The 20,083-nt window shown below is 42.2% G+C and carries 15 protein-coding genes; 6 read left to right on the top strand and 9 right to left on the bottom strand.

Features of this window, described 5'->3' with window-relative positions; translation table 11 throughout:
• Positions 1-3: 3 nt before the first annotated feature.
• Positions 4-801: a tRNA (guanosine(46)-N7)-methyltransferase TrmB gene (trmB, locus tag ACT3SX_RS04045; RefSeq protein ID WP_192519766.1), complete on the bottom strand. Its 798-nt coding sequence runs from the start codon at positions 799-801 to the stop codon at positions 4-6.
• Positions 802-1,081: 280 nt separating this feature from the next.
• Between trmB and ACT3SX_RS04040 the strand changes: the two genes are divergently transcribed.
• Positions 1,082-2,008 carry a DUF2628 domain-containing protein gene (locus tag ACT3SX_RS04040; RefSeq protein WP_192519758.1) on the top strand — a complete coding sequence of 309 codons (927 nt, stop codon included), beginning with the start codon at positions 1,082-1,084 and terminating at the stop codon, positions 2,006-2,008.
• Positions 2,009-2,020: 12 nt separating this feature from the next.
• Here the strand turns inward: ACT3SX_RS04040 and ACT3SX_RS04035 are convergent, their stop codons facing one another.
• The 8 genes from ACT3SX_RS04035 to gmk form a co-directional block, all read right to left on the bottom strand.
• Positions 2,021-3,907 carry a monovalent cation:proton antiporter-2 (CPA2) family protein gene (locus ACT3SX_RS04035; RefSeq protein WP_192519757.1) on the bottom strand — a complete coding sequence of 629 codons (1,887 nt, stop codon included), beginning with the start codon at positions 3,905-3,907 and terminating at the stop codon, positions 2,021-2,023.
• A 92-nt stretch (positions 3,908-3,999) separates the two neighbouring features.
• A complete protein-coding gene (locus ACT3SX_RS04030; protein ID WP_192991919.1) occupies positions 4,000-4,704 on the bottom strand; it encodes a hypothetical protein in 705 nt (234 codons plus the stop codon).
• A 632-nt stretch (positions 4,705-5,336) separates the two neighbouring features.
• Positions 5,337-6,521, bottom strand: a complete 1,185-nt coding sequence (locus tag ACT3SX_RS04025; RefSeq protein WP_192991918.1) for a cation diffusion facilitator family transporter — start codon at positions 6,519-6,521, stop codon at positions 5,337-5,339.
• A 239-nt stretch (positions 6,522-6,760) separates the two neighbouring features.
• The gene (locus tag ACT3SX_RS04020) at positions 6,761-9,058 is read right to left on the bottom strand and encodes a primosomal protein N' (RefSeq protein ID WP_192518973.1); all 2,298 of its coding nucleotides are present in this window, start codon (positions 9,056-9,058) and stop codon (positions 6,761-6,763) included.
• A gap of 237 nt (positions 9,059-9,295) precedes the next feature.
• Positions 9,296-9,676, bottom strand: coding sequence for a RidA family protein (locus tag ACT3SX_RS04015; RefSeq protein ID WP_057761400.1), 381 nt, complete (start codon positions 9,674-9,676; stop codon positions 9,296-9,298).
• Between the two features lie 216 nt (positions 9,677-9,892).
• The gene (locus tag ACT3SX_RS04010) at positions 9,893-12,091 is read right to left on the bottom strand and encodes a RelA/SpoT family protein (protein WP_192518974.1); all 2,199 of its coding nucleotides are present in this window, start codon (positions 12,089-12,091) and stop codon (positions 9,893-9,895) included.
• Between the two features lie 332 nt (positions 12,092-12,423).
• Positions 12,424-12,684 carry a DNA-directed RNA polymerase subunit omega gene (gene rpoZ / locus ACT3SX_RS04005; RefSeq protein WP_192518975.1) on the bottom strand — a complete coding sequence of 87 codons (261 nt, stop codon included), beginning with the start codon at positions 12,682-12,684 and terminating at the stop codon, positions 12,424-12,426.
• A gap of 164 nt (positions 12,685-12,848) precedes the next feature.
• Positions 12,849-13,487, bottom strand: a complete 639-nt coding sequence (gene gmk / locus ACT3SX_RS04000) for a guanylate kinase (protein ID WP_192518976.1) — start codon at positions 13,485-13,487, stop codon at positions 12,849-12,851.
• A 320-nt stretch (positions 13,488-13,807) separates the two neighbouring features.
• Between gmk and ispH the strand changes: the two genes are divergently transcribed.
• The 5 genes from ispH to htpG all read left to right on the top strand — a co-directional run bounded on the left by ispH (position 13,808) and on the right by htpG (position 19,982).
• Complete coding sequence (ispH, locus tag ACT3SX_RS03995) at positions 13,808-14,764, top strand: 4-hydroxy-3-methylbut-2-enyl diphosphate reductase (RefSeq protein ID WP_192518977.1); 957 nt, start codon at positions 13,808-13,810, stop codon at positions 14,762-14,764.
• A gap of 145 nt (positions 14,765-14,909) precedes the next feature.
• Positions 14,910-15,155, top strand: a complete 246-nt coding sequence (locus ACT3SX_RS03990; protein ID WP_192518978.1) for a hypothetical protein — start codon at positions 14,910-14,912, stop codon at positions 15,153-15,155.
• Positions 15,156-15,183: 28 nt separating this feature from the next.
• A complete protein-coding gene (locus tag ACT3SX_RS03985; protein WP_192518979.1) occupies positions 15,184-15,999 on the top strand; it encodes a thioesterase family protein in 816 nt (271 codons plus the stop codon).
• 283 nt (positions 16,000-16,282) lie between these two features.
• Positions 16,283-17,761 (top strand): catalase, encoded by a 1,479-nt coding sequence (locus tag ACT3SX_RS03980; RefSeq protein ID WP_225739131.1) that lies wholly within the window; start codon positions 16,283-16,285, stop codon positions 17,759-17,761.
• Between the two features lie 259 nt (positions 17,762-18,020).
• Positions 18,021-19,982: a molecular chaperone HtpG gene (gene htpG / locus ACT3SX_RS03975; protein WP_192991916.1), complete on the top strand. Its 1,962-nt coding sequence runs from the start codon at positions 18,021-18,023 to the stop codon at positions 19,980-19,982.
• The last annotated feature ends 101 nt before the right edge of the window (positions 19,983-20,083 follow it).

Raw genomic sequence — 20,083 nt, 5'->3', positions numbered from 1 at the left:
TCCCTAGTCTTTGATATAGATTAAATCCCATACGCCATGTCCACGCTCTAGACCTCGACGCTCAAATTTGGTCATTGGACGAAAGTCAGGGCGGTCAGTAAAGTTACCTGCACCAGCTTGATTGGTTAACCCCGAAAACGCATCTAATACTTCAACCATCCAAAAAGCATAATGTTCCCAGTCTGTCGCTGTATGGAACCAACCACCTTGTTTTAAGCTACGCGTGACAATCGCCATGCGCTCAGGGCTGACAAAGCGGCGTTTATAGTGGCGCTTTTTTTGCCATGGGTCAGGGAAATAAAGCTGAATACGATCGATATGGTTTTCTGGTAACTGCTTGAGCAATTGAATGGCATCACCGTTAATGATTTTAACATTATGTAAGTTTTGAGTACCTGCCATATAAGCGCATTTACCAATACCAGGTTCATGTACTTCAACGCCCACAAAATTGCGAGTGGGCTCTGCTGCTGCCATTTCTATAAATGAATCGCCGAGCCCAAAACCAATCTCTAGAGTAAGTGGTGCGTCACTACCATTAGGGCTATCAGTGAATAGCGTTCTTAGGTTATGGATACCTTCTAGATCGCCATCACCAAAACTGTTATTGACCAAATATTCAGCAAATGCTGGATCGGTCAGTGCCAATTCGGCGTTTTTATTCATGTGCGTACGTCGTTTCATAAACGTATTGACGATACGAATATGTTTGCTTTCTTCAGTATTGGTACTAGAGGCTACTGTATCATCAGTAGTATTGGTACTATCGATGTTATCGTTCATATTAGGATGTTGACTCATAGGTTTGACAAGGCTTAATAGAATGGGTGAGGTACGCTCATTATAAGTTAAATCGATACGCCTGTGAACGGACAATACTCTTTTAATCAAGTGTACATATCTAGACGATTGAGTACACTATTTTGCTACCGTTTTATTGTTTTATGCGCAGGTTTTAGCATTATCATATAATAGTTCTAGGGCGTGTTGACTATTCACAAATAGGTACTGCCATGGTCGAACGATCAAGTATGCCCTAATTGATTTTATTTTTTATTTATAGCAAGTAAGGCTTATCACTATGTTATTTATTGAGACAGATTCGCCACCACCGTTTTATCAGGACAAGCTGTCTTCTGCTAAGCGTCAACAACTCGATAAATGGTTTATTGGTCATCGTAGCCAGCACTATTATTTGAAACGCTTTGAGCAGTTTGATAAGCAAGGCTATCTGTCACCAAAGTGGCACTGGGCAGCATTTTTTATGACGTTTCCGTGGCTACTCTACCGTAAACGATATATGGATGCCATTGTATATAGTGTGGCAGGTTGGTCTTTTATTCAGCTTAATGTTGCATTGGTATTGGTGGCTTTTGAGTTTGTGGCAATGTCTTATATTCCCAATGCTTATCAAATGGCTACGCGTATCGGTATTGCTGCAATTATCTGGATATTTTGGTCATTTATGGTCGCACGTTGGACGGATGCTTATTATTATCGAATGGCCCGACGTGAGATTGCGGATGCTATCGAGGATTATCCGAGAGATGAAGCTGCTCAGAAATCACACCTGAGACGAGAGGGTGGCGTGAGTTTGTTTGGTTTAGGTTTGGGGTTTGGTTTTTTTGCTTTTACCTTGATGGTGATTAAGGTGCAGTTTTTACCGATTGTCGCTAAGCCAAAAGCGAATGAAGTGGTATTTGATGCTTATGACACGGTTAAAACGACACAAAATCGTGTAGCATTGCTCTATCAGAAAACAGGAGAATGTCCGGTTGATTTGCCTTTGGATATGGAAACTGAGCAAGTAAGTATTGATATTAATACCACGACTGCTGGAGTAGAAACAGATTGTGCCGTGATTGCGACGATCCAGAACATCAAGTTTCCGATACGCTATCTGAATGATCAGACATTGGTGTTTTACCATGTACCAGACAGCGAAAATTGGAGCTGTATGACGTCGCTGAACAGCCAGAAAGCCCCGCCAAGCTGCTTGCCTGACTAGGGCTTCACGCTATTATTTTTTAGCGTCTGTTACGATATCATCTTTTTCATCGACTGGTGTTGCTTGGCTCTTTAATGCGTCATAAAAGTCAGTTAAGTCCATTTTTCGTGCTTTACCAATGTCTTCATCAAATAAGCTTTCAAGCTCTGCCATGGCTGATTGTGCCGATTCAATCATGCTGGCTTCATCATCATAAATGGCTTGCTGACGTTCAATCAAGTCATCATCATAGTCGCGGAACGTTTGCACTGTCTCGCGTGCTTTTTCTGGAGAGATACCAAGTAGTTGTAGTGATTCACGTGACATATCTAAAGAAGACAAATAAGTCTCACGCCAAATATGGCGCACACCCACTTCACGTAAGCGATAATAATGCTGGCGATCACGCGCTCGTGCCAAGATAATTATATCTGGATAGTTTTTGCGTAAGTATTGAGCGGTAGTGATAGAGCGTTCTAGATCATCGATAGCGAGAATAAACACACGTGCTTTTTGGATGCCAGCGGCGCGTAAGATTTCAGGATTCTTTGGGTCACCATAGTAAACTTGGTTACCGAACTTACGGACGAAGTCTACTCGGTTTGCAGAGCGTTCAATAGCGGTGAATTCAATATCATGCATCCGTAGTACACGACCGATGATCTGACCGACACGGCCAAAACCGGCAATAATGACTTGATGCTCATGATCTGGAATCGTATCGTATTCGCGGTTTGGTTTGCTCTTGGCAAATAAGGGCTCACCGATTTTTTCTAATAATAAAAATGCCAGTGGTGTGAGCGCCATTGAGATGGTAACAATCAGGTTTAGGGTGTTGGCAAGCTCAGGACGCAGGACATTTTGTGCAGTGGCGACACTGAATAAGACAAAAGCAAATTCACCCCCTTGTGCGAGTGTCACACCTAGCCTAAAGCTGGTTGGCCAGCGATTGCCTAATACTTTTGCAATTAAGGTAATAACACCAAACTTGATAAATATTAATGCCACTGCACAGCCGATAATAAAGACTGGCTTGGCTAAAATGAGGTTGACATCGGTCAGCATACCAACCGACATAAAAAACAAGCCCAATAAAAGTCCTTTGAAAGGTTCAATACTGGCTTCTAGTTCGTGACGATATTCGGAATCTGCTAACAAGACACCCGTTAAGAATGCACCTAATGCCATCGATAGCCCGATTTGACCCATTAAAATAGACACACCCATCACAATAAATAGAGCGACTGCAGTTAGTAGTTCTGATGCACCACTTGATGCCACAAATTTAAAGAAGGGTCGAACAACATAGCGACTAGCAAAAATCAGCCCAGCAAATACGGCAAATACTTTACCAAAATAAATCAAGTCGTAGCTTTGTTCACGCACTCCTGATAAAAAAGGAATGACGGCTAATAAGGGGATAACGGCAATATCTTGGAATAATAAGATAGTGAAGGCTTCTCGACCATGCGTGCTTGCAAGCTGCTGTTTTTCAGTTAATATCTGCAGTACAAAAGCAGTAGAAGAGAGAGCCAGACCAAATCCGACAATAAAAGCAGTGTCTAGCTGTAAGGAAAAAAACTGATGCAAAAGTAACATCAGAAGTGAGCCAGTTAGGCCGACTTGCAATCCACCAAGTACAAATATAGAGCGCCGTAATGCCCATAGTCGTGAGGGTTGAAGCTCAAGACCAATGATAAATAGCAGCATAACCACACCAAACTCAGAAAAGTGTAATAAGCTCTCAGCATCACCCGCTACATCTAAGCCACTGGGGCCTAATATGAGACCTGTAATGAGATAACCTAAGACCGTCGCAATACCAAATCGTTTACCAAGGGGTACAAAGAGCAGGGCGGCTCCTAAGAAGATTGTAGCTTGTAACATTAAATTTGGTGAGCCGGCGGCGGCAGCGAGCATTTGATATCCTTAAGTAGTGGTAATAAGAAGGTGTGATAATAAAAAAACAATATAAAGTGGTTATAGTAAAAACGATATGGCGTTAACGTATGTTATTTTTTACGATAAATCTTCCAAATACCATTATCGGCAAGTGGATTGTTATAAGCGTCATTACGGCGCTTACGCGGAGTCTGTCTGCTATCGACTATTTTAAAGTCAGGTAGAGCATGGACGATGAGACCAGTACGATAAAAGCGTACCCGTTCAGGCTCTAGCATCTCACCTTTACTGTCGCGGCAAAATACATAAGCACGCAAATCAATAAACTCACGATGTGCCACTAAGCGTGCCTCATCATCGCTGTCAAACACGGCGGACATACGTGCGACTTCTTCAGCGCTATAATCACCGCACTTATCAGTCAGAGCTCCGACTGAGCCAAAGCTTTTAGATTCTTTGGCACGGGTCTTGGTCAGGTGTAATCTCTGAACATGATAGATAAACTGGGGTATCTCAAGGCTAGCTGGTAGCGGTAGATAGTCTGGCGGTAAGTTGGCTGCAGGATAAAATGCCATGGCACGGTCAATCAAGTTGTGCCAGCGTTGCTCGTAAGCCTGTACTTCTGCCAAGTTGCCTTCATAAATAGGCATATCACGAATTTGGCGCAAAACATCAGGTGGAAACTGCTCATCTCGAAAGCTGGCAATGTCTTCTTGCAGTGTTGATAGCAATACTTTGGCATGCTTTTTACCCTCTGCTGAGATAGGGTCATCAATGTAGCTTGGAGCAACGAAAGGAGCTGAGCGTCTCGACATGGCAAAAGGTCATCAATTGGTTATGAGTAGGGTCTTTAAGTCCTAAGTATACAGAATTTATATTAAAAATATGGCGGCGTGGCTGAATTTTCCATCATTTTTAACAAGCTATTACAATGAAAAAAGCCAGTGTGATATAAATTGATTCAAGACACAGTCTGTTCATTTATCCATAGTTACTTACTTTGAGTGGTTGATATACCTCTCAATAGACAGCGTTGAATGAATTATCGAGACTCACTGCTTAGGAGTGTTTCTGATGAACAATCGTCCTTCGCTACCCGTCATAAATGGCGTGACTGATTGAAAGTATGTGGTGAAATAATATTAAGAATGATCGTGGCAGGAATGGCGCTAGCAGTGGGATTTTGGTTGCTGCATGCGTAAAATATGGCCCCCGCTTATTTGACACCTATCATGACTGATGCATGAGATTTTTGTATTCTAATGACGTTCTTAGAATTGGGGTTAGGTATCCGGTTAATAACAGCGCTTTGACTAATTTAGTGCATACGGCGTTATTATTGCCGTCACTTGATAAAACATCGCCAATCATAGGCGACGTTTAAATGGATATTTAAATGAAGGATAGTATTTTCAATGTTGAATGTCTGATTTTCAATGTCTCATGCTTAATGATTGTGACCAATGTGACTGTTATTATTTGTTTGTTGTTCTGAGATATCGCAGACCAGCGCATCGCTATGTGCCTCAGTCTGAGGGTGCGATGCGCTTTCTACCTGTATGGTCGCATGATGAATACCAAGCGTGAGCAAGCTTTGTTCTAAATTGGCAATCAATATGCTTGATTCATGAATATTCATCTCGCCATCGACAACAACGTGACAAGATAAGGCATTTAGACCACTGGTAATACTCCAAATATGCAAATCATGGACTTTTTGCACTTGCGGATGGGCAAGTAGTTTTTCTTCGACATCCACCAAGGATATGCCTTCTGGCGTGCCTTCCATCAAAATATGTACGGAATCACGCACAACGCGGTAACCACTAAATAAAATCAGTATGGCGACAATCACTGAGGCCACTGCATCCGCCCAAACCCAGCCAAAGCTCATCATTAAAAGCGCCGCAACAATAGCGGCAACTGAACCCATTAAGTCACTTAATACATGCAGGTAAGCACTTTGCATATTAAGGTTGACTGGTTCTTTTCCCTCATTTTTCCCTTGACTATCCTCGTGACTACCACTGTGACTTTGACCATGCGTATCTCCATCGCGACTGCCGCGATGCATCATCCAAGCGACCAAAATATTGACTAGCATACCGATAGTGGCCACGATAAGCATGCCTTGGGTAGCAATTTCAGGCGGTGAATTGAAACGTTTAATCGCTTCATAAAAAATCATTAGCGCAATCATGACCAGCGTCGCACCATTGACTGTCGCGACTAAAATCTCAAAGCGCTTATAGCCAAACGTCTTTTGGTGAGTAGCTGCTTTTTCACCAATCTTAAATGCCATCAAAGTGGCACCAAGTGCCACGGCGTCACTGAGCATGTGACCAGCATCAGATAATAGCGCCAAACTGCCAGTCAGCCAGCCACCGATTGCTTCAATAAACATATAGCCAGTGATAATGATAAAGCTGAACAGTAAGGTGCGTTGATAACCTTTAGTGTCTCGCGGGGCTGTTGTTCGCTCTAAGTGCCTATCATGACCGTGATTTTGAGTGGCTTGATGGTCATGAATGTAGCTGCTTTCATCATTTTTATGCAGATGATTAGACACATTAACAGTATCACTCTGATGAGAATGATTGTCTTGTTTAGGGTTTGAATTTTTTTGATTCATAACAACAATACTCAAGCTTGCTTTAATTTAGATTAAGTAACGAATATCAGTTTAGTATTTTTGCGAATAGACTTTATAAAAAGTAAATAATAAATTCTTGCAAGATACATCAAGCGATCATTTATGAATCTAACATAGTCGGGTATTAGAAACTGTAACGACGAGGTACAATAATGCAGGTCAGATACTATTTATCGAAAACAGCAGGCTGTGATTTGTATAAATGCAAGACGCTGAGGTTACCAACCGACAGGGTCGATATCCAAAGTTAGTTTAAGGTACTTGGCACTGGGCAAGGCAAGCACTGGTTGCCACCATTGGTTTAATACATAGTGTAGTTGCCTGCGCTCTTTGGCTAACAGTAGTAACTGAACATGATAGCGGCTGTTCTTTTTACTCATTGGTGCATCGATCGGACCCAGTACAGCGAGGCTGTGTGCATTTGGTAGAATGCTAATCGCATCTTTGAGCGCTTGGGTGGGGGCTGCAAGTGTTTTGCCTTCACAGCGTATCAATGCGGCATGAGTATGAGGTGGTAAGCCCATCATTTTACGCTCTTGCAGCAATTCACGAGCAAAGGATAGGTATCCGTCTTTTACCAGCTTTAATAATAGCTCATTATCAGGCTGCAAGGTTTGAATCAGTACTTGCCCAGACTTATCACCACGTCCAGCGCGTCCCGCTACTTGGATCATAAGCTGTGCGGTATGCTCAGGTGAGCGAAAATCTGCTGATAGAAATCCACGATCAGCATTAGGCAAACAAACGAGTGTGACATTAGGAAAGTGATGACCTTTTGCGACCATTTGCGTACCGACTAGGATGGCAGGCTTGCCTTCATTGATGCGTTGATAGATATTCTCCCAGCTGTCTTTACGTCGAGTGGTATCACGATCGATTTGAATAATAGGATATAGCTCTTTGCTGGTTTGCGGATTGGCAAAAATAGCGTGTAGGTTTTCGCTTAGTCTTGTCGTGCCCATCCCTTTGGTATCTAAATTTTGACTACCACAATCAGGGCACACTGTTGGAATATAGGACTGCCAGTCGCAATGATGGCATTTTAAATAAGAGCTACCGGCGTAAGTGTTGTGTTGGGACTGGCTATTATAATGAACGGTCAAATGCGCATCGCAGCGTGGACAATCTGCCTGCCAGCCGCAGGCTTCGCATAATAAAACAGGGGCATAGCCGCGACGGTTTAAAAATATTAAGACCTGATTGCCTGCCTCTAGCGTTTCTCGAATCGCGCCAATCAAGGTATCGGTCAAACCTGTGTCATAGCGTGCGCCATCGTCTTGTGTTTGCTGATGGGTGCTCTGTAGGCGAGCATCGATGAGTTGCATGGTGGCAGGATTGGCATTGCCTGGACGGGTTAGTAATTGGCATTCTAGGAGCTTGCCGTCATCAACCAGTTTTAAGTGTTCAAGAGAAGGCGTAGCCGTACCAAGCACTACAGGGATATTGGCTTGTAGCCCTCGGTATAGTGCAACGTCAGCGGCATGATAACGCAATGTATCTTGCTGTTTATAAGAGCCATCATGTGCCTCATCGACGACGATTAGCCCCAAATTGGCAAATGGATATAACAGTGATGAGCGTGTGCCGATGATGATTTGTGCATGACCTGTGCGGCAATCTTGCCATCCTTGTAAGCGATGCGTGTTGTTCAATCCAGAATGCAGCAACACAATATGTGCTGAGAACCGACTGGCAAAACGTGCGCGAGTCTGCGGTGTTAATCCGATCTCTGGCACTAAAATTAAGACTTGCTTACCAGCTTCTAATACTGCCTGCATCGCCTGTAGGTATACTTCAGTCTTGCCGCTACCAGTAATGCCGTTCAGTAAAAATCCGCTATAGCGCTCAGAGTTATGGGCAGCGACAATGGCGTCAACGGCACGCTGTTGCTCATCGTTGAGATCAAGCGGCATTTTTGCGAGTTTGACAGGTGAAGGGCTTTGTTTCGGTTCAATATAGCGCTCGATGAGGCCTTTTTCTTCCAATGTTTTTAAAAAGCTACGCTGCATTCCCTCCAGTAATAAAACATCTTCACTTGCGCCGCGCTCACCATGCAGTTTGAGCATATCAAATTGCTGTTTCTGCTTTTTTGCATTGGTACGGAAATCTTCGTCACTGACATGCGGTAAAATCCGCCAATGTGTAATCAGCAAATCTAATGGTTTGCCCTGACGAACGAGAGTAGGCAAGATAACCGCGAAAACATCACCAAGAGGATAATGGTAATAACGCGATAACCAAGCGGCGAGCTTGAGCATGTTGTCATCTAAAATTGGTTCAGCATCCAAACACCTATTGATAGGTTTGAGCTTATTGATGGGCACGCTGCTATCAGCTTCAGAAATATGAGCAATCACAATACCGATTAAAGTTTGACGACCGAATGACACTTCGACGCGGCTGCCAAGAGGTGGCATGGGAGTCGGTGCGGTATTTGGTAACGTATGGATATCTGCTGGCAGGCTATAATCAAATACCCGATAGAGGGGCACAGGCAGAGCAACTTGTACCAACATAGAATACCCCTATAGCTTATCAATGGTTGAATAATATACTGGTGCGAATGGTAAAAGTAAGTGCAAAATACATGCGATGACGAAGCGAAAGTGATGAAGCATAAGTAATGAAGCGTAGATGATGAAGTATGATAGCAATAAGCCCAAATAACTATATTTGGGCTTAATTTGGGCTTATTTTAAAATGGGCTTAGGTACTTAAGGTCTTTCGAAGCTAAGTACTGTCACTCACTATTACTATTCGATGTATAAGATAGACTCAATCTCGACCACACCACCTTTAGGTAATGCTGCTACTTGGACGGCAGCACGAGCAGGATACGGCTCGCTTAAATTGGCAACGAATACTTCGTTCAATACCGCAAAATCACTCAAATCAGTTAACGACACATTGAATTTAACCACGTCATTTAAACTGCCACCAGCAGCTTCACAGATAGCTTTGATATTTTCAAATACTTGTTCTGCTTGTGCTTTAAAGCCTTCTCTTAGCTCCATTGTATCAGGATCAAAGCCCAATTGACCTGAAATATAAACAGTGTTGCCGACTTTTACCGCTTGAGAATAAGTACCAACGGCCGCAGGCGCTTTATCAGTTTGAATAGTTTGACGAGTCATGTTTTTTTCCTTTTTATACTTTTCTGGTTTGGTAGATAGTTGCATATCATCATTTAGTAAAATCCAAACTTACCTATGCAAATGATGGTATGCATCAATTTTTTGTATCAACAATTAAGTGAGTCAGTTTATCATTATTTTTACGTTTTCTAAAATTGCCACATCAAATATTAATCATTTTATTAAGTGGTTATTGATGATAGATCATGGTGATTACTATAGTTGATACAGACGCATGATATTCGGAAAACCAAGTAATGAACGTAGCTCTCGAATACCCTGTGCTAAATGATTGCGACTACGGACAATGATATGAATGATGGTATCACTACTTCGGACATCGACGGCTTCAATACCCATATTCAACTGACGTAAATGATAAATAACTTCAGTGATTTGTTCGTCGCTGAGGGCGATAGATAGCTTCAAATAAGCATGAAAGCGAATTTTTCCAGTGTTTTTTATATCGTATTCATCTGGGCTGCCTTGTTTGACTGCTTCATCACTGCGCCAGCGTAGCTGAATTACCTGATAAGGATTGTCTTTGCGAATCTCATCTAAGGAGAAGCATTTGTGTCGATGTACGACCAAGCCATGACGTGATAGGTGACCGACGATAGGGTCGCCATAAATGGGGTGGCAACAGTTGGCAAAGTCTAGTTCTACTCCAGATGTGTTAACGATTAACTGCTGTGGTTGGGTCATGTCCTCGCTATGTTCCCGTGCTTGCAAGTCACGTACTTCATCACTGAATAAGCGAGTCACGATGAGCTGTGGTAGTAGTGTACCGGAGCTTATTTGTTCAAACAGTGCGTCTTTTTCTGTTAGTCCACGCCATTCTGTTAGGTTTTTCCAGTCACTTTCTGTTAGATCATCTAGGTTTTTTTGATAGGTTCTTAGCGCTCTAGCTAATGCTTGCTGACCGTGAAGTTTTTTGTCTGCAGCAGATAGGTCTTTAAACCATCGCAAAATCTCTTCGCGAGCTTTATTGGTCACCACAAAACCTAGCCACTCTGCTTTGGGTTCTGAGTGTTTATCAACTTCAATTTCGACAAGCTGCCCATTTTTTACGACTGTACCGAGTTTGGCTGTTTTACCTTCTATATTAGCGCCAATGGCTACATTACCTACCATAGGTCCGACGGCATAAGCGAAATCTAGCGCGGTTGCACCTTGTGGTAGTTCATAGGCGCGGCCTTTTGGGCTATAACAGATTATTTTGCTGGAATGTAGGTAATCCATGAGCTCATTAATCGTAGCGACGGCTGCGGAAAAATCGGGGCTCTGTTCATTTAAATTGTCTTCATCGACCAAGTCTTTCATATTACGCAAGGAGGCTTGAATGACGGATTGACTGACATCGGAGGCGTGCTCTGCACCAATAACGCCAAGCCTTGCTGCGCTCTGCATTTGCTTGGTTAAAATAGTTACTTTGACCACATCGTTATCACGCTCATAGATTAGCGTCAGCGATTGATTTCCGCCGGGTAGCGGCCGACGAATATTATCAGCAATATGTGTATCATCAATCTGATACTTTTTGATCAAATAATAAGCCAGCTTGTCACAAGCATCGACATTATCTAAGACAATTTCAAAAGCATAATGACGTAGTAGAGCATTGATTTCTCCACGATTGCGGAAAAACTGACGGTATATCACCACGCGATTGTCCAAGACAGTGACCAGTCCATTCAATCCTAAATTATTGAGCACAATACTCAAGTAGCGATGAATGGCTTCTCTCTGAAAGTTACGTCCTAGACCATGCTGCAGTAATTTATCAGACAGTTTGTTGTACATGTCAGAGTCAAGATTTCGATAACAAAGTACCTCAATATAGTCAGCAATGTCGTTGAGACCCATTAAACGCGCAAATGGCACATAAAAGTCCAATGTTTCTTGTGCAGTGGCACGCTGCTTTTCGGGACGTACCGCATCAAGTGTAGACATATTATGTAAGCGATCAGCAAGCTTGATGATTAGCACACGCGGATCAGCAAGTGTGGCTGTCAAAATCTTATGAAAAGTGGCGGCTTTATTTTGTTGTTTATTGTGTGAGGATGATTTTAGCTTGGTCACACCATCGACCAATCTTGCCACTACTTTGCCATAGCGCTCCTCAAGTTGTTCGTCGCTCACTTCAGTATCTTCGACGGTATCATGCAAAATTGCGGCAATGATAGTGTCTCGATCTAAGCGAAAACCTGCCAGTATCTCAGCGACTGCAATCGGGTGAGTGATATAAGGTTCCCCTGATTTGCGCTTGTCTTTAATATGCGCAATGTCACCGAACTCACAGGCATCAATAATGTCACAGCGTTCATTAGCAGTGAGATAACCTACTGAACGTAGCAAGTTGTATTGAGCGTCATCGACTAGGTGATGACTGAGTTTGGGTAAGGTTTGACTCATAAAGTAACGATCCTGTTTTTCATTACCTATCTGCCTGACTGTCTATCGAGGTAAATGGTGACTGAGTGAGTGCTGGAATACTAAAAATTTTGAGAAAAAGCTGAAAATGAATGAGTAATCCTCTAATTAATCGTAAATCACATTCAATGTCAACTGCTAAGCGAGTCGGGATGATAAAAATTTATAAATTCTAGGCGAATGTGAGATTGTGAAGTATCAATCATGATTAAAACAGCCCAAATGCTATCGTTATAATAATAAAAACCACAGACTATGCTGTGGTTTTTATTATTAAGATGTTATCACTATACCTTATCTTAGCAAGTCATTCATTAAAAGCTATGATCGCCTGATAGCGCTAAATCTAGTGAACTGGTCGCAAAGTTGTGCTCTGGCTGATTGATGATATCGCGAGTGATTTTACCAGCCGCAATTTCACGTAATGCCAATACAGTAGGCTTGTCGTTATCAACGTCAACCATTGGCTCAGCGATACCTTTGGCCAATTGACGTGCACGCTTGCTTGCCACTAAAATCAGCTCAAAGCGATTATCAACATTATCCAAACAATCTTCAATCGTCACTCGTGCCATAAATAGCTACCTCAGTTGTTTTTATTAGTGACGGACCTTGCCCGCTACTCAATAAAAATAATATCAAAAATATAAAAGGGGAATAGCTAGACATTATAGCATTTTTTGCTCAAGCGCGTAGTTGCTTTTTATCTCGATGCGTTCAATTAGCAGATAATTTGATTCTAGTGCTCGCTTTTTGCATCTGTTTTATTACCGAGTAAGTTGCTAATAGTACGATGATAGCGCTGCTGTTGACGTTTTAAAGTTTGTCTATCAGCCACGATGATAGCTTTTAATTCTGTCAGAGCCACTTCAAAGTTGTCATTAATAATTACAAAATCAGCGTTCACATACTGTGACATCTCATTGACTGAACCTGCCAAACGCTGCTCAATAACCTCTATACTATCTTGTGCACGAGTTGATAAGCGTTGACGCAAAGTGGCAATACTTGGCGGTAGAATAAAAACCATTGTTGCTTCTGTAAATATTTCTTTGACTTGTAATGCACCTTGCCAGTCAATCTCTAAAATGACATCAACGCCTGCCTCTAGTTGTGAACGTACGCTTTGTTCGGAAGTACCGTAATAGTTACCAAAAACTTCGGCATGCTCTAAAAAACTGCCTTCATCAATAGCATTTTTGAACGTGTTTATATCAGTAAAGTGATAATGATGACCGTCAATCTCGCCAGGACGCGGTGAACGTGTTGTGTGTGAGACGCTGACGGTTAAGTCATTGGTGGTGGCAAGTAATTGCTTTACCAGTGAGGTTTTACCTGTACCGGAGGCTGCGGTAATAATAAACAATGAACCTGTCATACAATTTGTCCTAATGGAATGTGTTCTGATAGAAATTAAAGACTGGTAAAAAGAAAAATCGCCATCATACAAGGCAATGAAAACCATAATGAATATGTCATTATAAACTGCTTTGATGGTTTTTATTTTACGTAAAGCCACTCTTGCAACGTGTTATTGGCGTATCAGCGATGTACATATTACTGCCTTTAGTACACTACTATTTTCAAGAGTAATGAAAGAAAATTATGCTAAAGTAGCATAATAAATTCGTCCCAATGTTTGAATTGAAGCCTTTAAAATAAGCTTTAACTATAAATTATCTAATGATAGGCCCTTTTATGCAAATTTATCTTGCCAATCCACGTGGGTTTTGTGCTGGTGTGGATCGAGCGATTGCGATTGTAAACGAAGCATTGACACGCTTTGAACCACCTATTTATGTCCGCCATGAAGTGGTACATAACAAATTTGTCGTCTCTGACTTGGCCAATCGTGGTGCCGTCTTCGTTGAAGAGCTTGACGAAGTGCCGGATGGTTCAATCGTCATTTTTTCCGCCCATGGAGTATCAAAGGCGGTCGAAGATGAGGCAGAACGTCGTGATTTGACGGTATTTGATGCGACATGTCCTTTGGTCACTAAAGTACATATTGAAGTGGCCAAGTTTGCACAAGAGGGCATGGATGCGGTACTGATTGGTCATGCTGGGCATCCAGAAGTCGAGGGCACCATGGGACGCTTTAATCGCCGTCATGGTGGACATATTCATTTGGTCGAAAATGAAAGTGATGTCGCCGCATTGACCGTGCAAAACGATGAGCGCTTAGCTTTTGTCACGCAAACGACATTGTCTATGGATGATACAGCACGTGTCATTGATGCATTACGTGACAAATTTCCTAGTATCCAAGGTCCACGTAAAGATGATATTTGCTACGCCACTCAAAACCGTCAAGATGCGGTAAAAGATTTGGCCAGTCGCTGTGAAGTGGTTTTAGTCGTTGGTTCACCAAATTCATCAAACTCTAATCGTCTGCGTGAGTTAGCAGAGCGTATGGATTGTCGCGCTTACTTGATTGACAATGCCCGTGAAATGGATAGCAGTTGGTTGGATGGCGTGCAGAGTATTGGTGTGACTGCTGGTGCATCAGCGCCTGAAGTATTGATTCAAGAAGTACTACAGCAGCTACAAGATTGGGGTGGTGATTTACCTAGCGAGTTGTCAGGTATTGAGGAGAATGTGACGTTCAGTCTGCCTAAAGCATTGCGCATCCCGATTACCCAAGTGGGTAAGTAAGGTCAGATATAGGAGCTTAGGGTATGTCGTTTATTGGCAGTGTTTGATACTGTAAATCTCACCATCTAAATGATGACATGCCTTAACAAAAATCAGCTATTATAAAAGCTGTTGACCAAAAACAACCTACTATGAGCAAAGTAGAATGAAAAAGCAAAAGAGTAGATTTGTCTTAGCAAGTGCCACTCTGACTGAAGTTAATCAGCAATTAAAAATGAATATGTTGGTGACTGTGGTAGTGATATTTGTGCTGTTTATGAACATGATGAAGTTCATGGCAGAAAAAACGTTTTTTTATGCAGCTCTAGTAGTATTGATGGTTGTTTTATTATTTTTTATAAGAAAGGCTCGTAATATTCTCATAATAAGAAAGCAAGAGTTGACGCAATAAAATAAAGAGTACGAAATATAGGACAGTTATGGCAGCTTATTACCAATTTATCAAACGTGAACAGCAGGACGATGGTGTCACTGTTGCTTATTATAAGCCAACTGAGCATGCACAAGGTGCTTGGAATGAGCACGAGCAACACATGGCACCAGCAACAGGATTGCTGACTGCTGAGCTCACAGGCTATGTCCCGCAAGCAAATACCCGTGTTGCTCGTATCAGCCTTGATATTTTAGGGCTGATACCGCTTGATGATTTTACCATTACCACGCGTTGTATTCGTCCAGGCAAGACGATTGAGCTTATTGAGGCGGTAATGAGCAGTCGTGGCCGTGACGCTATCATTGCTCGCGCGTGGCGACTCATGACTCAAGACACCAGCTCGATAGCAGGAATTGAAGATCGAAAAGCCAAACACAAACCTGAAGACTTGCCAGTTTGGAATGATATGCAAGGCTGGCCGGGCGGTTTTATTGAGAGTGTGCGCTTAGTTGCTGACCCTGAGCGTCGACCTGGTAAAGGCATGGTATGGATAACCAATGATGTAGAAATGGTAGAGGGCCAGCTTACTGATGATATGGTGCATTTAGTGGGTATGGTTGATACTGCCAATGGTGTTGTACCGCGACTCGGTCTCGGTTTATCAGGGTTAGAGTGGATGTTTCCTAATACTGATTTACAAATTCACATGCATCGTGTGCCGAAAGGCCGTTGGCTCGGTATCGAAGCTGTACAACAGTACGGCGATGACGGCATAGGGCTTACCAGTGCCGTATTGCATGATGTACATGGGCCTTTTGGGCGTAGTGAGCAAATTCTGACCATTCGTCCGATGCCTCGCTAGTTTTTAACCTTCTCTATTGTTTGGTAAAACAAAACAAAAATATATAGTTAATTTATTTTACAAATTTATAGTAATCGGTTGTAATGGTTCTAACAAAACAATGTTATTGCACTTAAAGGTTACTATGAAAACAGATAGTCGTTTTTCGAAAAAATTTACTACTCTTCTGGATATATTGATAGAAGCTTATTCAGAATAGGTTTTGTACTTTAAATGATTTACTATCCAAAGGAGAAGACCCGTGAGCGATAAAAAATGTCCATACGCACCTACACAGTTAACAATGGGTAATGGTGCACCAGTTGCTGATAATCAAAACAGCATGACCGCAGGTAAGCGCGGACCCTTATTGGCGCAAGATATTTGGCTAAATGAGAAGCTAGGTAACTTTGTTCGTGAGGTTATCCCAGAGCGTCGTATGCATGCCAAAGGTTCTGGTGCATTTGGTACGTTTACTGTGACCAATGACATCAGTCAATATACTCGAGCCAAAATATTCAGTGAAGTGGGCAAGCAGACCGAGATGTTTGCGCGCTTCAGTACAGTTGCAGGTGAGCGTGGTGCTGCTGATGCTGAGCGTGATATTCGTGGCTTTGCGCTAAAATTTTATACAGAAGAGGGCAACTGGGATTTGGTAGGTAATAACACACCAGTATTCTTCTTACGCGATCCACGTAAGTTTCCAGATTTAAACAAAGCCGTAAAACGTGATCCACGTACCAATATGCGCTCGGCGACCAACAACTGGGACTTTTGGACTTTATTACCAGAATCCTTTCATCAGGTTACCGTGGTAATGAGTGATCGTGGTATCCCCGCCTCATATAGAAACATGCATGGTTTTGGCTCGCATACTTATAGCTTTTGGAATGAAGCCAACGAGCGTTTTTGGGTTAAGTTTCATTTTCGTACTCAGCAAGGCATCAAAAATTTGACCGATGCTGAAGCAGCCGAAGTCGTTGCTATGGACCGTGAAAGCAATCAAAAAGACTTATATGATGCCATTGAAAATAGTGATTTTCCAAAATGGAAGCTCTATGTGCAAATCATGCCAGAAGCTGAGGCTGATACCGTTCCTTATCATCCATTTGATTTGACTAAGGTATGGCCAAAAGGTGATTATCCTTTGATAGAGGTTGGTGAGTTTGAATTGAACAAAAACGCTGATAACTATTTTGTTGATGTTGAGCAAGCAGCATTCGCACCAAGTAATTTGGTGCCGGGTATCAGTGTCTCACCAGATAAGATGCTACAAAATCGTTTGATTAACTATGCCGATGCCCAGCGTTATCGTGTTGGTGTTAATCATCAGCAGATTCCTGTCAATAAACCACGCTGCCCAGTGATGAGCAATCACCGTGATGGTCAAGGACGTGTCGATAATAATTATGGTAGTCGTCCACACTATGAGCCAAATAGTTTTAGCCAATGGCAGGAGCAGCCGGATTATGCTGAGCCACCATTGAAAATTGATGGTGATGCAGCACACTATGATTTTCGTGAAGATGATAGCGACTACTTTAGCCAACCCCGTGCGTTATTCAATTTAATGAGTGCTGAGCAGCAGCAAGTATTATTTGAAAATACCGCAAGAAATATGGCTGGCGTACCTGACTTTATTCAGTATCGTCACATTCGTAATTGTAATTGGTGTGACCCTGCTTATGGTGAAGGTGTGGCTAACGCATTAGGTTTAAGCGTTGAAGATGCAATGGCAGCTCGTGACTCAGATCCAGCGCGTCACCTTGCTAGCTGTTTATAATTAATAGGTACCATACGTAGACATGGTACGAAAGCCATTAAGCTTTTGATTTTCAATATAATGACACCACCTTAGGGAACTAGGGTGGTGTTTTTTATTGAATAAATGTTTTTAGCTTGAAATTTTCACCTATGCCCCTATTAGTATAAACAGCTTAATAGTATTTAACGCTAGAGCGGTTTTGATATTATTAGAGCCTTTTTGATGTGTTTTACTGTTACTTATAATAAGTTTTTAATGGAATTTAAAGGAGTGTTTTATGAGTGAAGCAACTCAAGCCGATGGCCTAAACCCTGAATTAAAAAAACATACATTTGAAGCAGAAGTAGCGCAGTTGCTACACTTAGTGACGCATTCGCTATATTCTAATGCGGATATATTTGTGCGTGAGTTGGTCTCAAACGCCTCGGATGCTTGCGATAAATTGCGTTTTGAAGCAAATAATGACGATAGCCTTTATGAAGATGATGGCGAGCTAAAAATTCGTATCGATCTTGATGAAGAGGCGAAAACCATTACCTTTACCGATAATGGTATTGGTATGAATGAAACAGATGCTATTGAAAATTTAGGGACAATTGCTAAGTCAGGTACCAAAGCATTTTTGGATAAATTATCTGAATCACAAAAGCAAGATGGTCAGTTAATTGGACAGTTCGGTGTGGGTTTCTACTCAGGATTTATCGTAGCGGATACGATTAGCGTTGAATCACGCAAAGCTGGAGAGCCTGCTGACAAGGGTGTACGCTGGGTATCAGACGGTACAGGTAGCTTTACAGTAGAACCTATCACAAAGGTCGCTCGCGGCACTGCCATCACTTTGCATCTCAAAGAAGAGTACTCTGAAGGTGAAGACAGCTACTTAGATCGTGGTAAAATTAAGCGTTTAGTCAATAAATACTCAGATCACATCAGCTTACCGATTCAAATGCGTAAAGAAATCTGGCAAGAAGACGTAAAAGAAGATGAGAACGATGACACGCCGGCTAGTGGCGAGATGGTATTGACTGATGAATGGGAAACCATCAACAAAGCCAGTGCATTATGGACACGTTCAGCATCTGAGATTGAAGATGATGAGTATGTTGATTTTTATAAAAACATCTCGTATGACATGGATGCACCGCTTACTTGGACGCACAACCGTGTTGAAGGTCGTGTTCAGTACACTCAATTGTTATATATCCCCAAAAAAGCACCAGCGGATTTGTATACTCGCGAACAGCAACATGGTCTGAAATTGTATGTTAAGCGTGTCTTTATTATGGATGAAGCCGAGCAGCTCCTGCCGATGTACCTACGCTTCGTCAAAGGTGTTATCGACTCAGCCGACTTACCATTGAACGTTAGCCGTGAGCTACTACAAGAGTCACGTGATGTAAAATCTATTCGTGATGGTAACGCTCGTCGTATTCTGACGACATTGGCAAGTTTGGCCAATAGCGAAGACAGCGATAAGCAAGAGAAGTTTGCTCAGTTCTATGCTGAGTTTGGTGATGTCATCAAAGAAGGTTTAGGCGAAGACATGGGCAATCAAGAACGTATTGCCAAGTTGCTTCGTTATGCGACGAGTACAAGTGACAAAGTTGAAACTAGCTTTGAAGACTACAAAGGTCGCATGAAAGAAGGCCAAAAAGCCATCTATTATCTAACAGCTGATAATTTGGCAGCGGCAAAGAACAGCCCTCAGTTAGAGTTGTTCAAAAAGAAAGGCATCGAAGTTATCTTGATGACCAGTCGTGTTGATGAATGGGCAATGAATTTCTTGACCTCATTTGATGAAACACCGCTACAAAACATCGCCAAAGGTGCAGTGGATTTAGGTGATTTGCAAGATGAAGCTGAAAAAGCAGAGGCTGAAAAAGCAGAAGAAAGCTTAAAGCCGGTGGTTGATAAGCTAAAATCTGCTCTAGGCGAACGAGCTAAAGATGTAAAAGTATCCACTCGTTTGGTTGATAGCCCAGCTTGTTTGGTTGTGGGTGAGGGTGAGCTATCACCACAGATGATCCAAATGCTGAAACAGATGGGACAAGATGTACCGGAGAGCAAGCCAACGCTCGAAGTAAACCCTGAGCACCCATTAATCAGAAAACTTGAAAGTAGCGAGCAATTTGATGACTTGGCTCAAGTGATTTTTGATCAAGCATTATTAGCAGATGGTGGTCAACTAGATGATCCAGCGGCTTATCTAAAACGTGTTAATGAGCTATTGATGAAATAATGGTTATTATTTCATCAACAAAGAGGTCTTGCTTGCAAGACCTCTTTTTTATTTTTAATTTGCATATGAGTAATTTTACAAATCAGTCTTATCCTCTAGAC

The sequence above is a fragment of the Psychrobacter sp. AOP31-B2-9 genome (genome assembly GCF_052378005.1).
In the GTDB taxonomy this organism is placed as follows: domain Bacteria; phylum Pseudomonadota; class Gammaproteobacteria; order Pseudomonadales; family Moraxellaceae; genus Psychrobacter.
The sequence above is the reverse complement of the archived record's forward strand: the minus strand, read 5'-3'. Positions and strand labels throughout refer to the sequence as shown.

Coding starts and splice junctions, on each gene's coding strand:
- trmB (WP_192519766.1), bottom strand. CDS start 801: ATGAGTCAACATCCTAATATGAACGATAACATCGATAGTACCAATACT.
- ACT3SX_RS04040 (WP_192519758.1), top strand. CDS start 1,082: ATGTTATTTATTGAGACAGATTCGCCACCACCGTTTTATCAGGACAAG.
- ACT3SX_RS04035 (WP_192519757.1), bottom strand. CDS start 3,907: ATGCTCGCTGCCGCCGCCGGCTCACCAAATTTAATGTTACAAGCTACA.
- ACT3SX_RS04030 (WP_192991919.1), bottom strand. CDS start 4,704: ATGTCGAGACGCTCAGCTCCTTTCGTTGCTCCAAGCTACATTGATGAC.
- ACT3SX_RS04025 (WP_192991918.1), bottom strand. CDS start 6,521: ATGAATCAAAAAAATTCAAACCCTAAACAAGACAATCATTCTCATCAG.
- ACT3SX_RS04020 (WP_192518973.1), bottom strand. CDS start 9,058: ATGTTGGTACAAGTTGCTCTGCCTGTGCCCCTCTATCGGGTATTTGAT.
- ACT3SX_RS04015 (WP_057761400.1), bottom strand. CDS start 9,676: ATGACTCGTCAAACTATTCAAACTGATAAAGCGCCTGCGGCCGTTGGT.
- ACT3SX_RS04010 (WP_192518974.1), bottom strand. CDS start 12,091: ATGAGTCAAACCTTACCCAAACTCAGTCATCACCTAGTCGATGACGCT.
- rpoZ (WP_192518975.1), bottom strand. CDS start 12,684: ATGGCACGAGTGACGATTGAAGATTGTTTGGATAATGTTGATAATCGC.
- gmk (WP_192518976.1), bottom strand. CDS start 13,487: ATGACAGGTTCATTGTTTATTATTACCGCAGCCTCCGGTACAGGTAAA.
- ispH (WP_192518977.1), top strand. CDS start 13,808: ATGCAAATTTATCTTGCCAATCCACGTGGGTTTTGTGCTGGTGTGGAT.
- ACT3SX_RS03990 (WP_192518978.1), top strand. CDS start 14,910: ATGAAAAAGCAAAAGAGTAGATTTGTCTTAGCAAGTGCCACTCTGACT.
- ACT3SX_RS03985 (WP_192518979.1), top strand. CDS start 15,184: ATGGCAGCTTATTACCAATTTATCAAACGTGAACAGCAGGACGATGGT.
- ACT3SX_RS03980 (WP_225739131.1), top strand. CDS start 16,283: ATGGGTAATGGTGCACCAGTTGCTGATAATCAAAACAGCATGACCGCA.
- htpG (WP_192991916.1), top strand. CDS start 18,021: ATGAGTGAAGCAACTCAAGCCGATGGCCTAAACCCTGAATTAAAAAAA.